The organism is Mycobacterium shottsii (genome assembly GCF_010728525.1).
GTDB lineage: Bacteria > Actinomycetota > Actinomycetes > Mycobacteriales > Mycobacteriaceae > Mycobacterium > Mycobacterium marinum.
Map to the genome: position 1 here is coordinate 5,907,294 of NZ_AP022572.1, position 23,351 is coordinate 5,930,644.

Genomic DNA, 23,351 nt, shown 5'->3' on the forward strand with positions numbered 1-23,351 from the left:
CTCGCGAGCGGTTAGAACGCCGCGGCCTGCTCGATGATGTTGACCATCACGCGCACGCCGATCCCCAGTGCCCGCTCATCGAGGTCAAACGTCGGCTGATGTAAGTCCAGCTGCGGCCCGTCGCCGGACCAAACTCCCAGACGCCCCATCGCACCCGGGACCTCTTCCAGGTACCAGGAGAAATCCTCGCCGCCGCCTGACTGGCGAGTATCGGCCAGCGCATCCGGGCTGACGGATTCGATGGCGTGGGTGAGGATGTGGGTCGAGACTTCCTCGTTGACCACCGGTGGAACGCCGCGCCGGTATTGCAGCGTGTGCTCGATTGCCAGTGGCGACAGCAGCGCAGTGATGGACTCACGGATGATCTCTTCCAGATCGATCCAGGTCTGCCGGCTGGCGGTGCGAACGGTGCCGGCCAACACACCGGTTTGCGGAATGGCGTTGGCGGCCACGCCCGCGTTGACCGCCCCCCAGACCAGGACGGTGCTGTTACGGGGGTCGACGCGCCGCGACAGCACGCCGGGCAGCCCGGTGATCAGCGTGCCCAGCCCGTAGACCAGGTCGGCGGTCAGGTGTGGCCGCGACGTGTGCCCACCGGGTGAATACAGCGTGATCTCGATATGGTCGGCCGCCGAGGTGATAGGCCCCTGCCGCACCGCAACCCTGCCCACCTCGAGCCGGGGATCGCAGTGCAGGGCAAAGATCCGTGACACCCCGGTCAGTGCTCCGGCCGCGATCGCGTCGATGGCGCCGCCGGGCATCAGCTCCTCGGCGGCCTGGAATATCAGACGCACCCCGACCGGCAGCTCCGGCACCGTCGCCAACGCCAGCGCGGTACCCAGCAGAATCGCGGTGTGGCCGTCGTGCCCGCAGGCGTGGGCGATGTTGGGCATCGTCGAGGCGTAGTGCGCACCGGTGCGCTCGGCCATCGGCAGCGCGTCCATGTCGGCACGCAGCGCGATCCTGGGCTGATGCTCGGGACCGAAATCGCAGGTCAGTCCCGTCCCGCCGGGCAATATCTTGGGGTTGAGCCCGGCGTCGGCAAGCCGTTCGGCGACAAACTGGGTGGTGGCGAACTCCTGGCGGCCCAGCTCCGGATAGCGATGGATGTGCCGGCGCCAGCCGACCAGCTCGTCATAGTGCGCGGCCAGCCAGGATTCGGCGGTGTCGACAAGGCTCATGACGCCGCCCTGCGCTGCTGGGCGGCCAGCACTCGGTCCCGCTGGTCCGGATTCTCGGCCAGCGCGACCGCGGTGCGCGCCAGCATGATTGCGCCGTCGACGACCGCTTGGTCAGCGCTGTGACCGGCCGCGGCGGCCGCGAAGGCGCGCTGATGCACCGTGGCCCCGCCGGCGTCGACACCGATCACCGGATGGATGCCCGGCAGCACCTGTGTCACGTTGCCCATGTCGGTGCTGCCCAGCGGCAGCCCCTCCTCGACGCTGGCCGGCACCGGGATGCGCCCAAGCCGAAGCATCTCTTCTCGACACACCTCGACCAGCCAGTGGTCGGGTTTCAATTCCGCATATGCGGGTGCGGCCGCATCGATGTCGTATTCACATCCGGCGGCCAGCGCCCCCGCCGCAAAGCAAGCAAACATCCTGCCCTCCAAGTCGCTCAGCGATTCCGACTCGACCGCGCGCATCGCGTACTGCATCATTGCGTGCCCGGGAATTACGTTGACCGCCTGACCTCCGTCGATAACGATTCCATGGGTCATCTGCCCCGGCGCCAGTTGCTGCCGCAGCAATCCGATTGCCACCTGCGCAATGGTTAGGGCGTCGGCAGCATTGACCCCCAGGTGCGGCGCCACAGCGGCGTGCGATTTCTTACCCCGGTAACGCACGGTGACCTCAGACAACGCCAGGGATCGAGCGCCGGCGATGTCCGTGGGCCCCGTATGCACCATCAGGGCCAGCGCGATGTCGTCGAATACCCCGGCGTCCAACATCAGCGCCTTGCCACCGCCGGACTCCTCGGCCGGCGTGCCCAGCAATGCGACCGTCAGACCGAGATCGTCGGCGACTTCGGCCAGGGCCAGCGCGGTCCCCACCGCCGAGGCCGCAATGATGTTGTGCCCGCAGGCGTGCCCGATTTCGGGCAGCGCGTCATATTCGGCACAGATTCCAACCAACAGCGGTCCATCGCCGAAATCGGCCCGAAATGCGGTGTCCAGGCCCGCGGCGGCCGGGGTGATCTCGAAGCCGCGTTCGGCCACCAGCGCCTGCGTCTTGGCACAGCTGCGGTGCTCGGCGAATGCCAACTCCGGCCCGGCGTGGATCGCGTGGGAGAGCTCGACCAGATCACCGGCACGCCGTCGCACCAACTCTTCGACGGTGTCCAAGATGAGTGCGGGCATTCTGGCAGTATCTCATCGACACGCGCCCGACCCCGCACAACAGCCATCTCAACGCCCGGCCGCACTCGCTAGGCTCCCCAGTGTGACTGGCCCCCAGCCCGATCCCGACGAACTCGCACGCCGCGCGGCCCAGGTCATCGGCGAGCGCACCGGGATCGCTGAGCATGACGTCGCGGTAGTTCTCGGATCCGGATGGTCGGCGGCCATCGCCGCGCTGGGATCCCCGACCGCCGTGCTGGCGCAGACCGAAGTTCCCGGGTTCACCCCGCCGAGCGCGGCCGGGCACGCGGGCGAGCTGCTGTCGGTGCCCGTCGGCGATCACCGGGTGCTGGTACTGGCGGGCCGCATTCACGCCTACGAGGGGCATGACCTGCGCCATGTGGTGCACCCGGTGCGAACGGCGTGCGCGGCGGGCGCGCGGACCGTGGTACTGACCAACGCGGCCGGCGGGTTGAGACCGGACATGCACGTCGGCCAGCCGGTGTTGATCAGCGACCACCTGAACCTGACCGCGCGATCGCCACTGGTCGGGGCGCAGTTCGTGGATCTGACCGACGCCTACTCGGGGCGGCTGCGCGCGGTCGCCCGGCAAGCCGACCCCGAGTTGGCCGAAGGCGTGTACGCCGGCCTGCCGGGGCCGCATTACGAGACACCCGCCGAGATCCGCATGCTGCGGGTATTGGGCGCCGACCTGGTCGGCATGTCGACGGTGCACGAGACCATTGCCGCCCGCGCGGCGGGGGCCGAGGTGCTCGGTGTTTCGCTGGTGACCAACCTGGCCGCCGGGATCACCGGTGAGCCGCTGAGCCACGCCGAGGTGCTTGCGGCGGGCGCCGCGTCGGCGGCGCGGATCGGCTCACTGCTAGCCACCGTCATCGCCGGGTTGCGCAACAGTGACGCCTGAGGAGTGGATCGCGCACGATCCTGACCCGGTGACCGCCGCCGAGCTGGCGGCCTGCGACGCCCAAGAACTTGCCGCACGGTTCGCCCGGCCGCTGGCCTTCGGCACTGCCGGGCTGCGCGGACCGGTGCGCGGCGGGCCGGACGCGATGAACCTCGCGGTGGTGTTGCGCGCCACCTGGGCGGTGGCACGGGTGCTCGCCGAGCAGACCCCGGCGGGGCCCGCGACAGTGATCGTCGGACGTGATGCTCGTCACGGCTCGGCGTCTTTCGCCACTGCGACAGCCGAAGTACTTGCCGCCGAAGGATTCCAGGTGGTGCTGCTGCCCGAGCCGCTACCCACACCGATAGTCGCGTTCGCCGTACGTCACAGCGGCGCGGTGGCCGGCATCCAGATCACGGCGTCACACAACCCGGCCACCGATAATGGCTACAAGGTCTACCTCGATGGCGGAATCCAGATCATCTCCCCCACCGACCGCAAGATCGAGGCCGCGATGGCCGCCGCCCCGCCGGCCGACCAGATCGCCCGCAAACCCGTCACACCCGCTCGCACCGATCTGGTTGAGCACTACATCGCGCGTGCCGCCGGGATCCGCCGTTGCGCCGGTTCGGTGCGAGTCGCCCTGACCCCGATGCACGGGGTGGGCGGCACGGTTGCCGTGGAGACGCTGCGTCGGGCCGGCTTCACCGACGTGCATACCGTCGCGACGCAGTTCGAGCCCGATCCGGACTTTCCCACCGTCGCATTCCCGAACCCGGAGGAGCCGGGCGCGACCGATGCGCTGTTGGAGCTGGCCGCCGGCGTGCGGGCGGATGTGGCAATCGCGCTGGACCCCGACGCCGACCGATGCGCGGTCGCGATACCGACGTCGTCCGGCTGGCGAATGCTATCGGGCGATGAAACCGGTTGGCTGCTGGGCGATTACATCCTCTCTAAGCAACCGCCTGGCGACTGGATCGTGGCCAGCACGCTGGTCTCGTCGCGGATGCTGGCCGCTATCGCCGCGGACTACGGCGTGGTCCACGTGCAGACCCTCACCGGCTTCAAATGGCTGGCCCGCGCCGATGCCGACCGGCCCGGCACCCTGGTGTACGCCTACGAGGAGGCGATCGGGCACTGTGTGGACCCCACCGCCGTGCGCGACAAAGACGGCATCAGCGCCGCCGTCTTGACGTGCGATCTGGTGGCCGGCCTCAAGCGGCAGGGCCGATCGGTTCCCGATGTCCTCGACGACCTCGCCCACCGGTACGGAGTCCACGAGGTTGGCGCGGTAGCGCGCCGGGTTGCCGATGCCGACCAGGCCGCGGCACTGATGCGTCGGCTGCGTGAATCCCCACCGGATCGGCTCGCCGGTTTCACCGCAACCGTGACCGACATCACCGATGCGCTGATCTTCGCCGGCGGGGACGACCGCACCTCGGTGCGAGTGGTCGTGCGGCCGTCGGGCACCGAACCGAAACTGAAGTGCTACATCGAAGTCCGGTGCGAAGTAGCCGGCGACTTGGCGGCCACCCGTCAACGGGCCCAGGAGCTGCGCCGTGAGCTGGCTTCCACGGTCAGCGGTTGGTAGTTCAGCGCGGACCGAATTGGCGGTCGCCCGCATCGCCGAGCCCGGGCACGATATACGCCTCCTCGTTGAGCCCGTCATCGATGGCTACCGTGAACAGCCGCGCGTTCGGTGCTGCCTTTTCGAGCGCCGCGACGCCTTGCGGCGCCGCCACCACGCACAGCACCGTGATGTCCGTCGCACCGCGGGACAACAACAAGTCGACGGTAAAGGTCATCGATCCGCAGGTGGCCAGCATCGGGTCCAGCACCATTACGGGTAGCCCGGACAAGTCGTCGGGCAGCGATTCGAGATATGGGACGGGCTGGTGGGTCTGCTCATTGCGGGCGATACCGACAAAGCCGACCCGCGCCTCCGGCAGCGCCGCATGCGCTTCGTCGACCATGCCCAGTCCGGCGCGCAGCACCGGAACCAGAAGCGGGGGGTTGGCCAGCCGTAGGCCTGTCGTGGCCGCAAGCGGTGTACGGATAGCGACGGATTCGGTGGGCGCTGCGCGGGTCGCCTCATAGACCAGTACCAGTGTCAGCTCACGCAAGGCCTTGCGGAAGGCAGCGTTTCCGGTGCGTTCGTCACGCAGGGCGGTCAGGCGGGCCGCCGCCAGCGGGTGATCAATGACGTGGACTTCCACATGGGTGACCCTATATAACAATCGGATTCAAGCCGCTGACACGCTCCCCCTCCTCGCGGCACCGAGGCCAAGCCGCCCATATACTCCGGGCGTGTGTGGCCTAAAACAGCGTTTTACCAGTACATTTCGAGCCCTGGCGGTGCTCGGCGCGGTGGCGGTATCCCTACCGGCCCACGGTAGCGACGTTCCCCCGCGTATCGGCCTGACCGCCACTGCGTTGCCGGCGTTCTCACACGTGGTGGTCGTGGTGGAGGAGAACCATTCGCAGGCCAACATCATTGGCAACAAGGCGGCCCCGTTCATCAATTCGCTGGCTGCCAATGGCGCGATGATGTCGCAGTCTTTCGCCGAAACGCACCCCAGCGAACCCAACTACCTAGCCTTGTTCGCCGGCACCACCTTCGGCTTGAAGAAGAACACGTGTCCGGTCAATGCGGGCAGCACGCCCAACCTGGCTTCGGAGTTGCTCGCCGCGGGCCACACGTTCGTCGGTTTCGCCGAGAGCCTGCCCGAAGTCGGTTCGACGGTCTGCAGCGCCGGAAAGTACGGGCGCAAGCATGCGCCATGGGTGAACTTCAGCAATGTTCCGGCCACGCTGTCGATGCCCTTCTCCGCGTTTCCGACGCCGGCGGACTACGCCAGGCTGCCCACGGTGTCCTTCGTCATCCCCAACGGGGATAACAACATGCACGACGGCACCATCGCGGCAGCTGACGAGTGGTTGAACCGTCAACTGTCGCCGTACGCCAACTGGGCCCGATCCAACAACAGCCTGCTGATCGTGACGTGGGATGAGGACGACGGCGGCAGCCGCAACCAGATTCCCACGGTGTTCTACGGCGCACACGTACGGCCGGGCACCTACAACCAGACCATCAGCCACTACAACGTGCTTTCCACGCTGGAGCAGATGTACGGCTTGCCCAAGACTGGTTTCGCGGCGAACGCCCCGGTCATCGCTGATATCTGGGGCGGCTAACCACTACCGGGCCGGGCCCGCCGGCGGGCCGTCGCTATTCTGTGCCGCATGGCTGCTGACCTCGTGCCCATTCGCCTGAGCCTGTCCGATGGTGACCACTACACGCTGTGGGCACCGCGCTGGCGTGACTCCGGGGACGAGTGGGAGGCGTTCCTGGGCAAGGACGAGGACCTCTACGTCTTCGACAGCGTCGCGGACCTGGTCGCATTCGTACGCACCGACACCGACAACGACCTGGTTGATCACCCGGGGTGGCAGGACCTGACGGAGGCTCACGCACACAACTTCGATCCGGCCGACGACAAGAAGTTCGATCTGGTCATCGTCGAGGAGCTGGTGGCCGAAAAGCCGACCGAGGAATCGGTGAACGCGATGGCCGCAACCCTGGCGATCGTGTCGTCGATCGGATCGGTCTGCGAGCTGACGGCGGTTTCGAAGTTCTTCAACGGCAATCCGACGCTGGGCACCGTGTCGGGCGGCATCGATTACTTCTCCGGTAAAGCCGGCCAGAAACGCTGGAACGCGATCGCCGAGATCATCGCTCGCAGCTGGGACGACGTGCTCAAGGCGATCGAAGAAGTCGTCAGTACCCCTGAGGTTGACGAGAAGCTATCCGCCAAGGCCGCCGAGGAATTGGAAGAGGAGCCCGAAGAGGACGAGGGCGCAGCCGGCGAGGACGACGAGGCCAGCGCTGACTCCGCGGATGAGGACGACGAGGACGAGGCCGCCGAGGACGAAGCCGACGAAGCCGAGGAAGACTCCGTCGAAGAAGACCGCGCCGCCGGCGACACCGTCGTGCTGGGCGGCGACGAGGATTTCTGGCTGAAGGTGGGGATTGACCCGATCCGGATCATGACCGGCGCGGGCAACCTCTACACGCTTCGTTGCTACCTGGACGATCGCCCGATCTTCCTGGGCCGCAACGGCCGGATCAGCGTCTTCAGCTCCGAGCGGGCGCTCGCGCGCTATCTTGCCGACGAGCATGATCACGATCTGTCGGATTTGGCCACCTACGACGACATCCGCACCGCCGCCACGGACGGCTCACTGGCGGTGGATGTGACCGACGAAAACATATACGTGTTGACCGGGCTGGCCGACGATTTCGCCGACGGGCCCGAGGCGGTGGATCATGACCAGCTCGACCTGGCCGTCGAATTGCTCCGCGACATCGGCGACTACTCCGAGGAAGGCACCGTCGACAAGGCGCTCAACCCGACCAAGCCGCTGGGCAAGTTGGTGGCCTACGTGTTGGACCCCGATTCGGGCAGCAAGCCGGCGGCTCCGTATGCGAAAGCGGTGCGCGAGTGGGAACAGTTGGAGCGGTTCGTGGAGTCGCGGCTAAGGCGCGAATAGCGCCGCCAGCCGGCGAGCTCAGATGTCGGCGGCGCAGGCAGCGAAAATCGCATCCCAGTCCTCGACGTTGAAATGGCCCTTGCCGGCGGCCCAATGCAACTCGACGTTGGGGATCACACGCTCGAGGTACTCCCCCATCTCGCGCGGCACGAAGCTGTCGTGGGTGCCCAGCCAGATATGGGTGGGCACGTCCACCTCACTGGGGTCGAACTCCCACGGCCGATACTCGAGAAACGCTTCGTAGGCGGCGCCCCGGCTGCCTTGCCGAAACGCCTCGAGCTGCACCGCCTGGAAGTGTTGGACGAAGCGTTTGTCACGCATCCGGTGCTTGTCGACCGCGGGTACCGAAGCGGTTATCAGCTTGGTGAACAGTCCGGGTGCGTACTTTGCACACCAACCGAGCGGGGCGAACAGGGCGTGAAACAACCGCGGCCCATGTTGGGCCAGACGGGCGTAGGACCGGTCCGCCAAATTGAGACTACCCATGATTTCCGGCGTCGCCAGCGGCCCCCAGGGGCCGAGTGCGCCGATGAACGCCAGACGCGAGGGGGCAATCCGGGCACCGCAGGCGAACAGGTGCGGTCCCGCCCCCGAATGACCCACCACGCCGAACTTGTCCAACCCCAGCGCGTCGGCCAAAGCGCAGACGTCTGCCGGCCAGTCCCGCAATGTGCGGCCCTCTTGGAACGTCGATCGCCCGTAGCCGGGCCGGTCGACGGCGATGAGCCGAAACCGGGCACGCCGCGCGGCGCCGTCGGCGAAGGCTCCTTCCAGCCGCGAGCTTGGTGTGCCGTGAAAGTAGAACGTCGGGTATCCGGTGGGGTCGCCCCATTCGAGGCAGGCAAGTTCGCGCCCATCGGGCAAGGTGACCACGTTGGCCTCGTCGGCGCGAATGTCTTCCGGCAAGGTCTGCATCAGGCGCGCGCCGCCCAGGCGGGGGCGGTGACCCGGTTGCGCAGCACACGAGCGATGGTAGGACGCGATGTGCGTGCTCAGGTGCTGCGCCCCACGGTGTCGGTGGACCAGCATATGATCGAACATGTGTTCGACACTGACAGTTCCGCAACCCTGACTCGGATCACCGCCGCCGCGCGGGCCGAGGCCCGGGCTGCCGCGGAACGCCTGGCGGCCATCGGCGATCTGTTTCGGTTGCGGCTGTCCCAGCACGGCAACCGCGAGGATTGGGTGGCCGACACCCGCGACGCGGTAGCGGCTGAGGTCGCCGCAGCGCTAAACACCAGCGTGGCAATGGGGCACAGCAACCTGCGCTATGCGCGGGCGATGCGTGAGCGGCTACCGCAGTTGGGTGCGGAGTTCCGGGCCGGCGGCATCGACTTTCGGCTGTTCCGCACGATTGTGTTTCGCACCGATCTGATCACCGACCCTGACGCCCTGGCGGCCGTGGACGCTCGACTGGCCATCAAGGCGCCCCGCTGGCCATCGATGACCAGTTGGAAGCTCGCGACAGAGGTCGATCGCGTGGTTGCAAAATTCGATCGCGACGCCGTACGCCGCTCGCGACGCGATGCCGCCGACCGGTGTGTGGACTGCGCCCCGCTCGAGCCCGGGATGGCGTTGGTCAACGGCCAGGTCTTCGCGGCGACGGCCGAGGCGCTAGCGCGTCGCCTCGACGAACTCGCCAAGACAGTCTGTGCCGATGATCCGCGTACCGTCGTACAGCGGCGTGCAGACGCACTGGGCACGTTGGCCGTCGGTCAGGACCGGCTGATATGCGGCTGCGGCAGGACGGACTGCCCGGCCGCGGGCGCTCCGCAACAACCCAGCCGAGTGGTGATTCACGTTGTCGCCGGCCGTGACACGGTGGACGGGGCCGGCGAGGCGCCGGGAGTTCTTCCGGGCGACGGGATCATCCCCGCCGAGATCGTGCGCGAACTGGCCAAATCAGCCAAGCTCCAACCAATGCCGACGCCGAAACTGGCCGAAACCGGATATGTACCGTCCCCGGCCTTGATGGACTTTGTTCGCGCCCGCGACCTGACCTGCCGGGCACCCGGCTGCGATCGCCCCGCAACCCAGTGCGATGTCGATCACACAATCCCGTACAGCGACGGCGGAGCGACGCATCCGTCGAACCTGAAATGCCTCTGCCGCAAACATCATCTGCTCAAGACATTTTGGGGCTGGCACGACAAGCAGCTACCGGATGCAACTGTCATCTGGTCGTTGCCCGATGGGCAGACCTACGTCACCACGCCGGGCAGCGCATGGCTTCTCCCGGGATTATTCGCGCCCAGCCCGGAGCTGCCGCCCCACGCTCGGAGGCCACAGGATCACTGCGGAAACCGCGACGCGATGATGCCCAAACGCGCCCGGACTCGCGCCCAAAGCTCGGCCGCACGCATTGCGGCCGAACGCAACCACAACATGACTAGCCGCGAAGCCCGGCGACGGCGTTGGGAAGAGTGCTATTTCGGGCCGCGCGACGCATCGGCATCCGATGACGAGGAACCGCCACCCGTCTAACGCTGGACCCATCCGCCTCACGCGCAATAGGCACATAGCCCGCGCGAAATGTGACGGCAATACCTTGGAAATAGTGTCATGGGTTCATCGACGCCCGACGGAAGAGCCATGATCGACACCACCGCACCGCACAGCCCAGTGCATTCGCCGAGCCATGGAGCCGGACCCGCCAACATCAAGCCCGATTATCACCCTCCGCTGACCAACGACGACCTGGCGCCGCTGCGCGAGCAGACGTGGGGCACCTACAACATCTTCGCTTTCTGGATGTCAGACGTGCACAGCGTCGGGGGCTACGTGACGGCGGGGAGCCTGTTCGCGCTGGGACTGGCCAGCTGGCAGGTGTTGGTCTCACTGATCATCGCGATCACCATCGTCTACTTCCTGTGCAACCTGGTGGCGCGGCCCAGTCAGGCAACCGGCGTGCCGTATCCGGTGATCTGCCGGACCACATTCGGCGTTCTCGGCGCGAACATCCCGGCAATCATCCGCGGGCTGATCGCGGTGGCTTGGTACGGAATCCAGACATACCTTGCTTCGGCCGCACTCGATGTGGTCATGATCAAGCTGTTTCCCGGCCTGGCCCTCTACGCCGTCGTCGAAGACTACGGGTTCCTGGGGTTGCCGGCACTGGGCTGGGCCAGCTACTTGATTCTGTGGGTTCTGCAGGCATGCGTGTTCTGGCGCGGCATGGAGGCCATTCGCAAGTTCATCGACTTCTGCGGTCCTGCGGTATACGTCGTGATGTTCCCGCTGTCCGGATATCTCATCAGCAAGGCCGGTTGGGCTGCCATCGATTTGAATCTCGGCGACGTGAGGTACTCCGGATGGGATGCGATACCGGTGATGTTGGGGGCCATCGCGCTGGTGGTGTCCTACTTCTCCGGCCCGATGCTCAATTTCGGCGACTTCTCCCGCTACGGACGCTCGTTCGGCGCGGTACGCAAGGGAAATTTCCTGGGGCTGCCGCTCAACTTCCTGCTGTTCTCGCTTCTGGTGGTGGTCACGGCCTCGCTCACCGTTCCGGTGTTCGGCGAACTGATCACCGATCCGGTGCAGACGGTGGCACGCATCGACTCCACCTTCGCGATCATTCTGGGCGCTTCGACATTCACCATCGCGACCATCGGCATCAATATCGTCGCCAACTTCATCTCCCCTGCGTTTGACTTCTCCAACGTCAACCCGCAGCGGATCAGCTGGCGAACCGGCGGGATGATCGCGGCGGTGGGGTCGGCGCTGATCACGCCGTGGAATCTGTACAACCACCCTGATGTCATCAACTACACGCTCGAGACCCTTGGCGCCTTCATCGGCCCACTGTTCGGCGTGCTGATCGCCGACTACTACCTGGTGCGCAAGCAACACGTCGTCGTCGACGACCTGTTCAGCCTCTCGCACGACGGAACCTACTGGTACCGCAAGGGATACAACCCGGCCGCGGTCATCGCCACGGCCGTGTCAGCGGCGATTGCCATGGTCCCGGTATTGGCCAGCGATGTCTACGGCATGTACACCGCCGCGGAGTACAGCTGGTTCATCGGCTGCGGTGTCGCGCTAGTCGTCTACTACCTGTTGGCTACCCGCGGCCGGCTCGCCATTGCGCCGCCCTATCGCCCGGTTGGCGCCGGATTAACCGCGCGCCAGTGCTCGGCGATCTCGACGCGCCGGGCCAGCCACACCCGATCGTGGGACCGCACATGGTCAAGGAAGCGCTGCAGGGCAGCCGTTCTGGCCGGGCGGCCGACCAGCCTGCAATGCAAACCGACGGATAGCATCTTCGGGCTGCCCGCACGCCCCTCGGCATACAGCACATCGAACGCGTCGCGCAGATGGGCGAAGATCTCATCGCCGTTGGAGAACCCCGCCGGTGAGGCGAATCGCATGTCGTTGGTATCCAGGGTGTACGGCACGACCAGGTGATCGCTGGCGCCGACCCGCACCCAGTACGGCAGGTCGTCGGCATACGAATCGGAGTCATAAAGGAAACCACCGTGTTCGACCACCAGCTCGCGGGTGTGCGGTGAGTCGCGACCGCCGTACCAACCGCGCGGCGAGGACCCGGTGAGCTCATGGTGGATTCGCACCGCCTCGGACAGGTGGGCCCGCTCGGTGTCCCGGTCGATCTCTTGGTAGGACTTCCAACGCAGCCCATGGCAAGCAATTTCATGACCGAGCTCACGAAAAACCCTTGCCACCTCTGGGTTTCGCTGCATCGCCTGGGCGACGGCGAAAATGGTCAGCGGCACGCCGGATTGCTCGCAGACCCGCAGCACCCGCCACACGCCCGCCCGAGATCCGTATTCGTAGAGCGACTCCATGCTCATGTGCCGGTTCGGAAATGACTGTGCGGGCACGATCTCGGACAAGAAGGTCTCTGACCCCGAGTCGCCGTCGAGGACGCTGCTTTCGGCCCCCTCTTCGTAGTTCAGCACGAATTGCACCGCGATCAGCGCACCGCCGGGCCACTGGGGATCGGGCGGCGTGCGACCATACCCGGTCATATCCCGCGGATACCCGGTCACGCCAGGTCCCCGAACAGCCGCAGCCGCGATAGCCCGCCATCTGGATAGATCTCCAAACGAGCCTGATCCACAACATCTTTGGTGCTGACCAGAAACCGGTGCCGGGTGTCGGGCAAGAGGTTGGTGCGCGGTAGCAGCTCGATCCATTCGCCAGTGGGCTGCCGACCAACCACCGCCGCCGCGCCCGGACTATTCCCGACAAAGTACGACGTGTCGATTTCGACCAGCCGCACCACGCCGGGGCCGGCCAGCTTGATCAGCACCCAGTCGTTGCCATCGTCACGACGCCGGGCAGTCTCCCAACCGTCACCCATGACTCGCGCCAGGCCCGGGAAGATGACGTGCTGCGGCGAGCTGTAGAAGCGGTTCGAGCAGTCCAGCACCAGCCCGCCATTTTCCAGCGCGGCCAGATCCAGCGGGCCGGCACCGAGGAACCGACGGTCGGGACGTCCCTCTCCATGTACCCGCAACCGCGCCACGCCGCCGTCCGGATAGATGCTGAGCCGCACATGGGTCCAACGCTTTTCGGAGCTGACCACAAAGGGATTGTCGGCGTCGCCGACCACCTTGGCACGGGCCACGATCGTTTCCCAGCCACCGTCGCTGGCCAGCTGCTCGGCCGGCGGATAACCGTCGACCGCTAACGCCTCGATCGAGACTTCGGGCGGGTAGTTGCCCTTGAACCACGCGGTGTCGACCACCACACCGCGGATCACACCCGGGACACCGAGTCGCACGATCGCCTGGTCGTGACCAGGCTCACGGCGACGGCGGGTCTCCCATCCGTCATAGACCTGGCCCTTGTGCCCAAAGGAAGCCGGGCGATAGCTTGCGGGGCCCGGATTGATCAGGTTCTCTTTTTCGGCGAACGACTCATCGTTGGCCCAAATCACCGCGCCGCCAAGCGGTCGCAGCGCCAGATCGGGCAGCCAGGTGAAGTCCGGGGTATCTGTCATGAAGGGTTGTACTCCTGCGGTATTCGTACTTTTAAGGCTCGCAGCACTGACTCAGTGGCGCCAGGTGCGGCGTCGCGCACCTGGTCGGCACTGAAGGCTCCACAATCAAGGCCACGCAGCACGACCGCCGCCAGTGCCTCCGCGGTGGCCGGCTCGTCGATGACACCACCACCGGCGCGCTCGAGATAAGCCTGCAGCCGCGGGGCGGCAACGCCCAGCGCCGCCCGGAAAAAGGTGAAGGTGGCAAGCCATCGGGTGACCAGGTGGCCGGGATGCATGTCCCATCCCTGGTAATAACCGCGTTCCAGCGACCGGGTGACCAACCAGTAGTGACTCCGAAACGCCTGCACCACTTGCTCTTCAGTTCCCTCGGGCACCACGTTGGTGGATCCGTCGGAGACCCGGACACCGGTCTGCGCGGCCGCGGCCAGCATCACCGCCTTGGCGTGGTCGGCCACCGGGTGATCGAGCGCCTGGTGCTGAGGTGCGATCCCGCACGCGGCACTGTAGTCGTAGGTGCCGTAGTGCAGGCCGGTGCAGCGGCGCTGCGACATGTGGATCGCTCGTGCGAGGGTAGCGGCGCCGTCCGGGCCGATGACCGCCTGCGGGCTCTCGATCTGCAATTCGAACTTCAGAGCGCCCGCCGGCAAGCCGTGCGCTGTTTCCAGGGCCTCACACAACTGCACTGCCGCGCCGACCTGGTCCCCGGCGCGAAGCTTGGGCACGGTGAAGACGAAACCGTCCGGAACGCCACCCGCACCGTCGAGCACCAGCTCCAGTGTGCGTAGCGCCCGACGCCACTCGGAGCTGGTCAAGCCCTTGATCCGGACGCCGCAGACAGGCAGTCCCACCGACCGCAACGTCTGTCCGGCGCGCACGGCGTCGTCGTCCTCCACGTCGTCACCGCGTATCCCGTACCCGTCCTCGAAGTCCAGCCGTAGGTCCTCGATGGGACCGGCGGCCAGACGCCGCTGGACCAACCCAAGTGCCGCATCGTCGCCAAGTTCGCTCAATAGGTCGACATGGCGCTGCAGCAACGCGGCGGCGGCGGCACCCCACTGGGAAGGCGTCTGGGAGGTAGCTTCGGCGGCGCTGACGTACACGGTGTGCACCGGTTGCACGCCGGGGCCGTCGCCCGGGTAGCGAGCCGCCAACTCCTGGTCAACCTGCGCCAATACCGCATCGATGTGTGCGAGAGCCGGCGAGTCGACGGGTCTAGACCCCGATTTGGGGTTTTCGGTCGCTGCTGCCACCCGCCCATCATCACAGATGCCCTGCACCCGGCTGACAGCCAATGGCGGGCAAGCACGACGGGGCGTCCATGAATTGGACGGGACTTTAGCAAATCATATGAATCACAATCGAAACGCCCGGATGCCACCATGCGCTGTCGATCTTGTTGATGGGGAATCTGGCTTGGAGGGCAGCGATGGCGTTTGTGTTGGTGGCTCCGGAGATGATGACGGCCGCGGCGTCGGATTTGGCGAATATCGGCTCGGCGATCAACACGGCCAATACCGCGGTCGCGGCCCCCACCGCGGAGCTGCTGGCCGCCGGGACCGATGAGGTCTCCGAAGCCATCGCCTCGCTGTTTTCCGGCCACGCCCTGGACTACCAGAGCCTCGGCGCCCGGATGACAGCGTTTCACGATCAATTCGTGGCGGCCCTGACCGCGGGTGGCGGCCTGTACTCCAGCGCCGAGGCCGCCGCCGCCACGCCATTGCAAGACCTGCTCAATGTCGTCAACGCCCCCACCCAAGCACTGTTGGGGCGCCCGCTGATCGGCGACGGCGCCGACGGAACCGCGCCAGGGCAGGCCGGCGGCGCCGGTGGACTGCTCTACGGCAACGGCGGCAACGGCGCCGCGGGCACCAACCCCGGAGTGGCCGGCGGGGCCGGCGGGGCGGCCGGGTTGATCGGCAACGGCGGTGCCGGCGGGATCGGCGGCGCCGGTGGCTCCGGCGGTGCCGGCGGGACCGGCGGGACCGGCGGGACCGGCGGCTGGCTCTACGGCAACGGCGGTGCCGGCGGGATCGGCGGCGCCGGTGGCTCCGGCGGTGCCGGCGGGACCGGCGGGACCGGCGGGACCGGCGGCTGGCTCTACGGCAACGGCGGCGCCGGTGGCAACGGTGGGGCCGGCGCGCCGGGGCTGGTGAGCTTCAACGGCGGCAACGGCGGCAACGGCGGCGCGGCCGGCTGGTGGGGCACTGGCGGGGCCGGCGGCGCGGGCGGCGAGGGCGGGGCCGCCGGTGGCGACCTGGCCGGCATCGCCTACGGGCAAACGGGCGGGGTCGGTGGCAACGGCGGCAGCGGCGGCAACGGCGGATGGTTCGCCGGCAACGCCGGTGCCGGTGGCAACGGTGGAGTCGGCGGAGACGGCAACGCCGCCGACAATGGCCTGGTTGGCGGCGCCGGCGGGGTCGGTGGGGCCGGGGGCTCCGCCGGGCTCTTCGGCGACGGCGGAGCCAGCGGACAAGGCGGCGACGGCGGCGTGCCTGGACTAGGGCGTGTCTGCTTAATGTGAATGGTGTTTTGGCTGATGCTGTTTGGGTGATGCGGACGCATGCGATTTCTGATGATTTGTGGTCGCTGATCGTGGCGGTGTTGCCTGCGGGGCGGCGGCGTGGCCGGCCGTGGAACGATCATCGACATACTCTGGAGGGCATTATCTGGCGTTACCGTACGGGATCTCCGTGGTGTGACCTGCCCGAGCACTTCGGTCCCTGGCAATCGGTGGCCGAGAGGCATCTACGCTGGTCGGTCGATGGCATCTACGCGCGGATCTTCGCGGCGATCGCCTCTGACCTCGACGCCGAGGACGCCGACCTGGGCGCACTGTTGTCGGTCGATTCGACCAGTGTGCGCGCCCACCAACACGCAGCCGGAGCGCGCCCGGGCGCCGCACAGGGGGATCTGTCGAATTACAAGAAATATCTCGATGAGCCCGATGACCACGCCATTGGGCGTTCCCGCGGCGGGCTGACTACCAAGATCCACGCCTTGACCGACCAGCTGTGCAGTCCGGTCACCCTGGCACTGTCGGCCGGTCAAGCCGGTGATAATCCGATGCTTTGGCCACTGCTGGCCGCCCGGCGCAGCAACTCATACGCCCCGTATCGCCTGCTGGCGGACAAGGCGTACTCCCATGACTCGACGCGGGCACAGCTGCGCCGGCTCAAGATCGCCCATACCATCCCCGAGCGCAGCGACCAGATCACCCGCCGCAAAGCCAAAGGCCGCAACGGAGGACGGCCTCCGGGGTTCTCAGGCCGAATCTACAAGCACCGTAACACCGTCGAGCGAAGCTTCAACCGGCTCAAACACTGGCGCGCGGTCGCCACCTGCTACGACAAATACGCCCTGACCTACCTCGGCGGTGTCACCCTGGCCGCCATCATCACCTACCACCGCGTCCGCAATTAGCAGACAGGACCTAGCTGTTGTGACCTGACACGTTGTTGTCAGACAGCGAGTCGGCTGATTGGTGGTCGTCCGCCGAGGGCGGAGTGGCCTCGTCGAGTGTTGTAGCGGCGAAGGAATTGGTCAAGGCCGCGGCTACGTAGGGTGTTGTTGGTCCAGGGGCGGGCGTAGGCCCATTCGTTGATCAAGGTCCGGTTGAAACGTTCTGCTTTGCCGTTGGTCCAGGGACAGCCGGGCTTACTGAATCGGCGTTTAAGCTGCCAGGCCGAACAAACCCAGCCCCAGTCGGTGCCGTGTCGGTAGACCAACGCGTTGTCGGTCAGTAGCCGACGCACACGCACACTGTGGGCGGCGAACCAGGCCAGTGCCCGGTGAAGAAACCCAGCGCACGTCGGGTCCTTCTCGTCGGGGAGCACTTCGCTGTAGGCCAGCCGAGTGTAGTCATCGATGGCGGTGTGCACGTAGTCGTAGCCGATCTTGGTCTTCTTGTGCCGGTGGGCAACTGAGACTGCGGCGTCGCGGCCGTGCAGGCGCCATCCACCGCCTGGGGGAATGGCGCCAAGCTTCTTGACGTCGACATGAACCCCGGCTCCCGGGGTGGGGTATTCGTAGCGGTTGGGGCTGCGCCGCGATGAGCGCACCACCTCGCCGGTGATCGGGTCGATTGCACTCAGATGTGGCACCTGGTGGCGTGCCAGGATCCGTCCGACTGTCGAGGGATTCAGTTCGAGTTCGGCGGCGAGCACAACAGCGCCGCGCTTACGGCGTTGGCGGGCGGCGAGTACCTTCTGTTCGACCCGATGGCTCGTACGGTTGGGCATCCGGATCGGCCGCGACGAGCGGTCGGCCAGCGCGGCATCACCGCCCTCGGCATACCGGCGCAGCCACTTGTACACCGTTGCCCGCGAAATCCCCAGTTGCTCAGCCACATGCGCGGCCGGCCACCCGGCGGCGACGCGCTCAACGATCAACTGACGAGCGAACACATTGGTACGGGCGTTAGCGTGAGACACAAGGACCTCCTACGGGTGAATGCCAGACACATCCACTCCGTCAGGAGGTCCTCCCACTTTCAAGCAGGCACGCCGTTAACAACCTCCCAGGTCACGACACCTAGGCGTTACTTGCGCCGACGCCGCCCGGTACCGAAGATGCTGCGGGTGAACTCTCGTGCGGCGGTGTTGATCGCGCTCTTCACGGTGGGATTCTTGAGCACTTCTTCCCACAACGGAGGTCCCTGCGGCTCCACGGGCGTCGGCATCGGCGGCAAGTCGAAGTCCTGCGGCCAGGGCAGCGGGTCGTATTTTCCTCGTGGGGGCTGAGGCGCCGTTGTGGGTGGCTCCGCCGCCTCGGTCGCCGGCGCGTACTTGGCGCTCAATATCTCGTGGGCCGATTCCCGGTCGATGGTCTGGCCGTAGACGGCCTGCAGTGGGCTGGCCTGGGCCACAGCGCGGATCGCCTCGGAGCCGATAGCACCCATCAGCGACCGCGGCGCGCGCATGCGGGTCCACGCCACCGGCGTCGGCACCCCCTTTTCGGAGAGCACCGTGACGACGGCCTCGCCGATTCCCAGCGAGGTCAGCGCGGACTCCAGGTCATAGACATCGGTTTTCGGGTAGGTGCGTACGGTCTTGGTCAGCGCCTTGTGATCGTCGGGGGTGAATGCCCGCAACGCGTGCTGAACCCGGGCGCCGAGCTGGGACAGCACGTCCTTGGGCAGGTCGGTCGGCAATTGGGTGCAAAAGAACGCCCCGACGCCCTTGGAGCGAATCAGCTTGACGGTTTGCTCGACCTGCTCCAGGAAGGCTTTGGAGGCGTCGCTGAACAGCAAGTGCGCCTCGTCGAAGAAGAACACCAGCTTCGGCTTGTCCAGATCCCCCACCTCGGGCAGATAGGTGAACAGGTCGGCCAGCACCCACATCAGGAAGGTGGAGAACAACACCGGGCGCAGGGACTGACTCCCCAGCTCGAGCAGAGAGATGATGCCCCGGCCCTGGCCGTCGTCGGAGATACCGCGCCAAGAGATTTCAGCTCGGCCTTGCCCTCATCACTGATCAGATGCGTGATGACCGCACGCAGGTCTTTGAGGTCCAGCAGCGGAAGTTCCCGCTGGTCGGCCCAGTGAAAGATCAGTCCAAGCGTCGATTCCTGGGTGGCGTTAAGTCCCAACACCTTTGCCAGCAGGATCGGGCCGAAGCTGGAAATGGTGGCGCGCACCGGAACGCCCACCCCGCCGGCACCCAGCGACAGGAACTCCACCGGAAATGCGGTGGGCGTCCACGCATCCCCGGTCTCTTCGGCCCGCGCCGCCAGCTTGTCATCGGTCTGCCCGGCTCGAGACAGGCCGGACAGGTCTCCCTTCACGTCGGCCATCAGCACGGACACCCCTGCCGCGCTCAGTTGCTCGGCGATCAGCTGCAGCGTCTTGGTTTTTCCGGTACCGGTGGCCCCAGCTACCAGACCGTGCCGGTTGACAGTGGCCAGCGGAATGCGAATCTGTGCAGCTGGGTCCGCCTCGCCATCGATCACGACGCTGCCCAGCTGAAGCGCTTGACCGTCCACGTCGTAGCCGGCTGCGATCCGCTGCGCCGGCCCCACCTGCCCGTCGGGCCCATCGGTACTCATCGTTGCCGCGCCCCCTTTTCCCAGTGGTTCCGGCGTGCAGTTGGGGAAAGCATCACACTACTTTGCCGGGGGCAGGCGGGGTGCGAGCCGGGCGTGGGCCTTAGTCTGAGCGCTGTGCGTGAGGAATTGGTATGGATCGACTGTGAAATGACCGGACTGGATCTTGGGTCGGACAAGTTGATCGAGATCGCCGCACTGGTCACCGATGCCGACCTAAACATCCTGGGAGACGGCGTGGACGTAGTGATCCACGCCGACGACGCCGCGTTGTCCTCGATGGTCGACGTGGTCGCCGACATGCACTCGCGCTCCGGGCTGACCGAAGAGGTGCGGGCATCCACGGTCGACATGGCCACCGCCGAGGCGATGGTGCTCGACTACATCGGTGAACATGTGAAGCAACCCAAGACAGCGCCCCTGGCCGGGAACTCGATCGCCACCGACCGCTCGTTCATCGCCCGCGACATGCCGGCGCTGGACGCATTTCTGCACTACCGGATGATCGATGTCAGCTCCATCAAGGAACTGTGCCGGCGCTGGTATCCGCGTATCTACTTCGGACAGCCGCCCAAAGGGCTGGCACACCGGGCGCTAGCCGACATCCACGAATCCATCCGGGAGCTGCAGTATTACCGGCGTACCGCATTCGTACCCCAGCCGGGGCCCCCTACCAGCGAAATCACCGCGGTAGTCGCCGATCTTCAGGGCGCGGACGACGCACCGGAGACAACCGATTCGGCCCAGGAGCGTCCGAGCGGCTAGTATCGAAGTCGCCGTTGGTTAGTCCCCGTTGGGGGCGGGCGACGGCCATGGTGAGTGTAGTTCAGTTGGTAGAGCACCAGGTTGTGATCCTGGGGGTCGCGGGTTCGAGTCCCGTCACTCACCCCACTGGTCAGAGGGCGTTTCCCGCCCTCTGACCTTTTGTTTTGGATGGCCCTCGAGACGCCCCCATGACGCCGTTGGAGACCCGGAGCCGGTTTGGGTGTCTGCGCGCATCTCGTGGATTCGTTGCGATCTGGCCAAGATCAGGCCGCTGACCAGCAGCACCCACGCGGGAAACATCAGCGTCACCCACATGCTGACGTCACTGACGGTCAACAGGGCCGCGGCGGCCAGGTAACTGATTCCGGCCAGCCAGCGCGGCATCAAGCCGGTCCGCAGCCAGATCGTCGCCAGCGAGATCATGAACACCGCCGCCATCCGCAGCGCGTAGGTCTTGCTGGCAGTCAGCACCACCGCCTTGCCAAATCTGACCACCTCGGCATGCGCGGCCAGGTCGACGACATTGGCATTGCTGGCCACCAGCCCGGCCGACGCCGCCGTCATGACGAAGATCATCGCCAAGAACAGCAAGCCGCTGCCCAGAAACACCGTCGCGAAAAACCGGTCCTCATAGCGGCCGAAGCCATCACGCACCACCCCGATGAACCACAAGAAGCTGATCCCCGCGAACGGCATCAGCACGGCAGCGGTCGCGATCCCGCCGTGCTCGTTGTTGAGCCAGCCCGCGGTATCCCCCTCTCCCTCAGGCATTCTGGTGCGAATCAGGATGATGACGGCGCCGATCAACAGCGCAAAGACCACTCCGGCCAGCGCCGCGGCTCGGGGGGTCGTCAACGGGTGCAGTGATGCCTGCGGTGGTGGATGCACGGCCTCATCCTTTCAAAGCTGCACGCACTGGCGCGGGGGTTTGAGCCGCTCCCGCTTGGACGCACCCAAATATCTTGGCGTACCACGAAGTTGGGCTCCGCTTCGCGACCCGACGGGAGATGCCTGATCGTATTACCGGAATCCGGCGAGCGCGATCCGCAACACTTGGTCCATCTGGACGTGAAAGATCGGGCTGGACGGCGGATCCGTGCTCAGCCAGCGATCGAATACGAATTTCACTGTGCCCAGGCTGGTGTGGACCAGCAATGCCGGTCGAATTTCGATGCGCGCGTCGACTCCCATTCGGGAAGCGACGTGCTCGATGAACTGGTGCTGGTCGTCTTCGCTCACCAAAGCCGACTTGCTCAACAGTTAGGGAGCGGTCGCGATCGCCCGGCGCCAGGTATCCAGTTTGAGATCACCGGCGTCCCTGGCGTAGCTGACGAACAACGCGATCAAAGCCTCGACCGCGGATTCATCCGCGGGCCAGCTGCGGTAGGAGCTGACGATCTCGGTGATGGCCTGCCGGACCGGATCGACCAGCAGTCCCTCCTTGGTGGGGGCGTGCCGAAAGTAGGTGCTGATGGAGACTCCAGCCGCCGCGGCAATGTCTTCGGTCGTCACCGCATCGAATCCACGCTCGGCAAAGAGTCGGTGGGCGGTCTGCTGAATCAGCGAAAACAACTCGGCGCGCCGCCGGTCTCGCAGCGAACCAATGTTTGCTGGGTTCATACCATCACCCTCGGAAGGCATCCCGGAACAGCAAGGCGATTATGCCTTCCGCGCTGATGGTAGATCATCGCGGATAAAAATCTTTACACTACGTGATGCATCAAGTCAAGATGCCCGCGAAACCTGGTTCATGCATCACGTAAGGAATGCCCGCGAAATCGGGGTCAGCTGGTGGTCTTGCTTTTGATGCGGATGCCGGCTTTGAGGGCGGGTAGAGCGGCGGGTATGGCGGCGAGGTAGAGCTGTTCGGTCTTGTCTTTGGCGAGTCTGAGCAGGGCGGCTTGCAGGTCGGCGATCTGGCGGGCGATCGCGGCGGGGTTGAGGCTGTCGCGGTAGGTGAGCAGCTCTGTTTGTTGGGCCGCTGAGAGGACTCCGGCGGCCAGCAGCCGGTCCAGGGGGGTCTGGGGCTTGTCGTAGAGCCGGCGGCGGTGACCGTCGCGGCTGCAGCCGTAGCCGATGGGTTTGATGGTGGGGGTCAGGTAGTTGAGCCGGTCGTTGACCAGGTGCCACAGCCGGTTGAGCACGGCGCGTTCTTCGTCGGTGTCGTAGCGGTAGTAGAACCCGTAGCGACGCACGAGGTGGTTGTTTTTGGACTCGATGGTGGCCTGGTCGTTCTTCTTGTAGGGTCGTGAGCGGGTGAAGAAGATCTCCATGTCCGCGGCCCACTTGATGACCGCCTTATTGAGGAATTCGGTGCCGTTGTCGAAGTCCAAACCCGTTACCTTATAGGGATTTTAGTAATTCCGGTTTTGAGGGCGCCCAGGATGTGGGGGTGGGCGTTGTTGCGCACCGTGCGGGTGAACACCCAGCCGATGTGCATGTCGGTGAGGTTGACCGTGCGGGCGAACTCACCTTTCAGTGTCGGGCCGCAGTGCGCCACGGTGTCGCCTTCGAAGAACCCCGGAGATTCTTCGGCCTCATCGCCTGCTTTGCAGATGGTGATCGAGGACCGCAGCAGCGGGAGGGTTTCGTCGTCGACACACCCGAGATCTGGTCGCGGGCCTTGGCGCCGCGCAGGTAGCGGTCGATCGTGGCGCTGCTCATCGCCAACAGCTCGGCACGCACCGCCGGGCCGTAACGGTCACGGCCGTCCACCAGTTCGCCGTGGCGTTCTAGAGCATCCAACTGAAGTGCCATGGAAGCGGCCAGATACCGGCCGCACTGCC

General features: G+C 66.0%; 19 protein-coding genes, 1 tRNA gene and 4 pseudogenes. 10 read left to right on the top strand and 14 right to left on the bottom strand.

Annotated elements, in window-relative coordinates:
- Positions 1-11 precede the first annotated feature (11 nt).
- Together G6N41_RS27300 and G6N41_RS27305 are read right to left on the bottom strand one after the other, a co-directional pair.
- Entirely contained in the window at positions 12-1,181 is a 1,170-nt protein-coding gene (locus G6N41_RS27300; protein ID WP_198966213.1) for an amidohydrolase, read from the bottom strand.
- Positions 1,178-2,359: an amidohydrolase gene (locus tag G6N41_RS27305; RefSeq protein WP_198966214.1), complete on the bottom strand. Its 1,182-nt coding sequence runs from the start codon at positions 2,357-2,359 to the stop codon at positions 1,178-1,180. The genes G6N41_RS27300 and G6N41_RS27305 overlap by 4 nt, the downstream gene beginning before the upstream one ends.
- An 82-nt stretch (positions 2,360-2,441) precedes the next feature.
- Between G6N41_RS27305 and G6N41_RS27310 the strand changes: the two genes are divergently transcribed.
- A complete protein-coding gene (locus G6N41_RS27310) occupies positions 2,442-3,263 on the top strand; it encodes a purine-nucleoside phosphorylase (RefSeq protein WP_198966215.1) in 822 nt (273 codons plus the stop codon).
- Positions 3,253-4,833, top strand: coding sequence for a phospho-sugar mutase (locus G6N41_RS27315; protein ID WP_198966216.1), 1,581 nt, complete (start codon positions 3,253-3,255; stop codon positions 4,831-4,833). The genes G6N41_RS27310 and G6N41_RS27315 overlap by 11 nt, the downstream gene beginning before the upstream one ends.
- 1 nt (position 4,834) lies before the next feature.
- Here G6N41_RS27315 and upp read toward each other — a convergent pair whose 3' ends face one another.
- On the bottom strand, positions 4,835-5,458 hold the full coding sequence (upp, locus tag G6N41_RS27320; RefSeq protein WP_198966217.1) for a uracil phosphoribosyltransferase: 624 nt from the start codon (positions 5,456-5,458) through the stop codon (positions 4,835-4,837).
- Positions 5,459-5,549: 91 nt separating this feature from the next.
- Between upp and G6N41_RS27325 the strand changes: the two genes are divergently transcribed.
- The gene (locus G6N41_RS27325; RefSeq protein WP_198966218.1) at positions 5,550-6,437 is read left to right on the top strand and encodes an alkaline phosphatase family protein; all 888 of its coding nucleotides are present in this window, start codon (positions 5,550-5,552) and stop codon (positions 6,435-6,437) included.
- A gap of 48 nt (positions 6,438-6,485) precedes the next feature.
- Entirely contained in the window at positions 6,486-7,793 is a 1,308-nt protein-coding gene (gene satS, locus G6N41_RS27330) for a protein export chaperone SatS (protein ID WP_198966219.1), read from the top strand.
- A gap of 18 nt (positions 7,794-7,811) precedes the next feature.
- Here the strand turns inward: satS and G6N41_RS27335 are convergent, their stop codons facing one another.
- On the bottom strand, positions 7,812-8,708 hold the full coding sequence (locus G6N41_RS27335; protein WP_012393093.1) for an alpha/beta fold hydrolase: 897 nt from the start codon (positions 8,706-8,708) through the stop codon (positions 7,812-7,814).
- 114 nt (positions 8,709-8,822) lie between these two features.
- Here G6N41_RS27335 and G6N41_RS27340 point away from each other — a divergent pair, with 114 nt between their 5' ends.
- Both G6N41_RS27340 and G6N41_RS27345 read left to right on the top strand, forming a co-directional pair.
- Entirely contained in the window at positions 8,823-10,277 is a 1,455-nt protein-coding gene (locus G6N41_RS27340) for an HNH endonuclease signature motif containing protein (RefSeq protein WP_198968049.1), read from the top strand.
- A 108-nt stretch (positions 10,278-10,385) separates the two neighbouring features.
- Positions 10,386-11,879, top strand: a pseudogene (locus tag G6N41_RS27345) (NCS1 family nucleobase:cation symporter-1); the annotation flags it as partial.
- 8 nt (positions 11,880-11,887) lie between these two features.
- Here G6N41_RS27345 and puuE read toward each other — a convergent pair.
- From puuE to G6N41_RS27360, 3 genes are read right to left on the bottom strand one after another with little or no spacing between them, the layout of a single operon-like run.
- Positions 11,888-12,781 (bottom strand): allantoinase PuuE, encoded by an 894-nt coding sequence (gene puuE / locus G6N41_RS27350; protein WP_407663851.1) that lies wholly within the window; start codon positions 12,779-12,781, stop codon positions 11,888-11,890.
- A 17-nt stretch (positions 12,782-12,798) separates the two neighbouring features.
- A complete protein-coding gene (alc, locus tag G6N41_RS27355; protein ID WP_011740617.1) occupies positions 12,799-13,758 on the bottom strand; it encodes an allantoicase in 960 nt (319 codons plus the stop codon).
- The gene (locus tag G6N41_RS27360; protein ID WP_198968050.1) at positions 13,755-15,038 is read right to left on the bottom strand and encodes a DUF6986 family protein; all 1,284 of its coding nucleotides are present in this window, start codon (positions 15,036-15,038) and stop codon (positions 13,755-13,757) included. Before G6N41_RS27360 ends, alc begins: the two co-directional genes overlap by 4 nt.
- Positions 15,039-15,187: 149 nt before the next feature.
- On the opposite strand from G6N41_RS27360, the pseudogene G6N41_RS27365 reads away from it, so the two are divergent.
- Both G6N41_RS27365 and G6N41_RS27370 read left to right on the top strand, forming a co-directional pair.
- Positions 15,188-16,264, top strand: a pseudogene (locus G6N41_RS27365) (PE family protein); the annotation flags it as partial.
- 44 nt (positions 16,265-16,308) lie between these two features.
- Positions 16,309-17,181 (top strand): IS5 family transposase, encoded by an 873-nt coding sequence (locus G6N41_RS27370; protein ID WP_407663853.1) that lies wholly within the window; start codon positions 16,309-16,311, stop codon positions 17,179-17,181.
- 38 nt (positions 17,182-17,219) lie between these two features.
- Here the strand turns inward: G6N41_RS27370 and G6N41_RS27375 are convergent, their stop codons facing one another.
- Both G6N41_RS27375 and G6N41_RS27380 read right to left on the bottom strand, forming a co-directional pair.
- A complete protein-coding gene (locus G6N41_RS27375; RefSeq protein WP_198966221.1) occupies positions 17,220-18,191 on the bottom strand; it encodes an IS481 family transposase in 972 nt (323 codons plus the stop codon).
- Positions 18,192-18,298: 107 nt separating this feature from the next.
- Positions 18,299-19,803: pseudogene (locus G6N41_RS27380) on the bottom strand (helicase HerA-like domain-containing protein).
- A gap of 114 nt (positions 19,804-19,917) precedes the next feature.
- Between G6N41_RS27380 and orn the strand changes: the two are divergent.
- Both orn and G6N41_RS27390 read left to right on the top strand, forming a co-directional pair.
- Positions 19,918-20,565: an oligoribonuclease gene (gene orn / locus G6N41_RS27385; protein WP_198966222.1), complete on the top strand. Its 648-nt coding sequence runs from the start codon at positions 19,918-19,920 to the stop codon at positions 20,563-20,565.
- A gap of 50 nt (positions 20,566-20,615) precedes the next feature.
- A tRNA-His gene (locus tag G6N41_RS27390) sits at positions 20,616-20,691 on the top strand.
- On the opposite strand, the gene G6N41_RS27395 is transcribed toward G6N41_RS27390, so the two are convergent.
- The 5 genes and pseudogenes from G6N41_RS27395 to G6N41_RS27415 form a co-directional block, all read right to left on the bottom strand.
- Positions 20,680-21,453 (bottom strand): hypothetical protein, encoded by a 774-nt coding sequence (locus tag G6N41_RS27395; RefSeq protein ID WP_231608739.1) that lies wholly within the window; start codon positions 21,451-21,453, stop codon positions 20,680-20,682. The two genes, G6N41_RS27390 and G6N41_RS27395, sit on opposite strands and share 12 nt — an antisense overlap.
- 132 nt (positions 21,454-21,585) lie before the next feature.
- Positions 21,586-22,185, bottom strand: a pseudogene (locus G6N41_RS27400) (TetR/AcrR family transcriptional regulator).
- A 164-nt stretch (positions 22,186-22,349) separates the two neighbouring features.
- Entirely contained in the window at positions 22,350-22,898 is a 549-nt protein-coding gene (locus tag G6N41_RS27405) for a hypothetical protein (RefSeq protein WP_231608740.1), read from the bottom strand.
- Between the two features lie 5 nt (positions 22,899-22,903).
- On the bottom strand, positions 22,904-23,065 hold the full coding sequence (locus tag G6N41_RS27410; protein ID WP_198913342.1) for a hypothetical protein: 162 nt from the start codon (positions 23,063-23,065) through the stop codon (positions 22,904-22,906).
- Positions 23,041-23,322: a hypothetical protein gene (locus tag G6N41_RS27415; protein WP_198965176.1), complete on the bottom strand. Its 282-nt coding sequence runs from the start codon at positions 23,320-23,322 to the stop codon at positions 23,041-23,043. The genes G6N41_RS27410 and G6N41_RS27415 overlap by 25 nt, the downstream gene beginning before the upstream one ends.
- Between the last annotated feature and the right edge of the window lie 29 nt (positions 23,323-23,351).

Bases quoted from the DNA above. Each gene is read 5' to 3' on its own strand.
- G6N41_RS27335 (WP_012393093.1), bottom strand. From the start codon at position 8,708: ATGCAGACCTTGCCGGAAGACATTCGCGCCGACGAGGCCAACGTGGTC.
- G6N41_RS27340 (WP_198968049.1), top strand. From the start codon at position 8,823: ATGATCGAACATGTGTTCGACACTGACAGTTCCGCAACCCTGACTCGG.
- alc (WP_011740617.1), bottom strand. From the start codon at position 13,758: ATGACAGATACCCCGGACTTCACCTGGCTGCCCGATCTGGCGCTGCGA.
- puuE (WP_407663851.1), bottom strand. From the start codon at position 12,781: ATGACCGGGTATGGTCGCACGCCGCCCGATCCCCAGTGGCCCGGCGGT.
- satS (WP_198966219.1), top strand. From the start codon at position 6,486: ATGGCTGCTGACCTCGTGCCCATTCGCCTGAGCCTGTCCGATGGTGAC.
- G6N41_RS27415 (WP_198965176.1), bottom strand. From the start codon at position 23,322: ATGGCACTTCAGTTGGATGCTCTAGAACGCCACGGCGAACTGGTGGAC.
- G6N41_RS27300 (WP_198966213.1), bottom strand. From the start codon at position 1,181: ATGAGCCTTGTCGACACCGCCGAATCCTGGCTGGCCGCGCACTATGAC.
- G6N41_RS27305 (WP_198966214.1), bottom strand. From the start codon at position 2,359: ATGCCCGCACTCATCTTGGACACCGTCGAAGAGTTGGTGCGACGGCGT.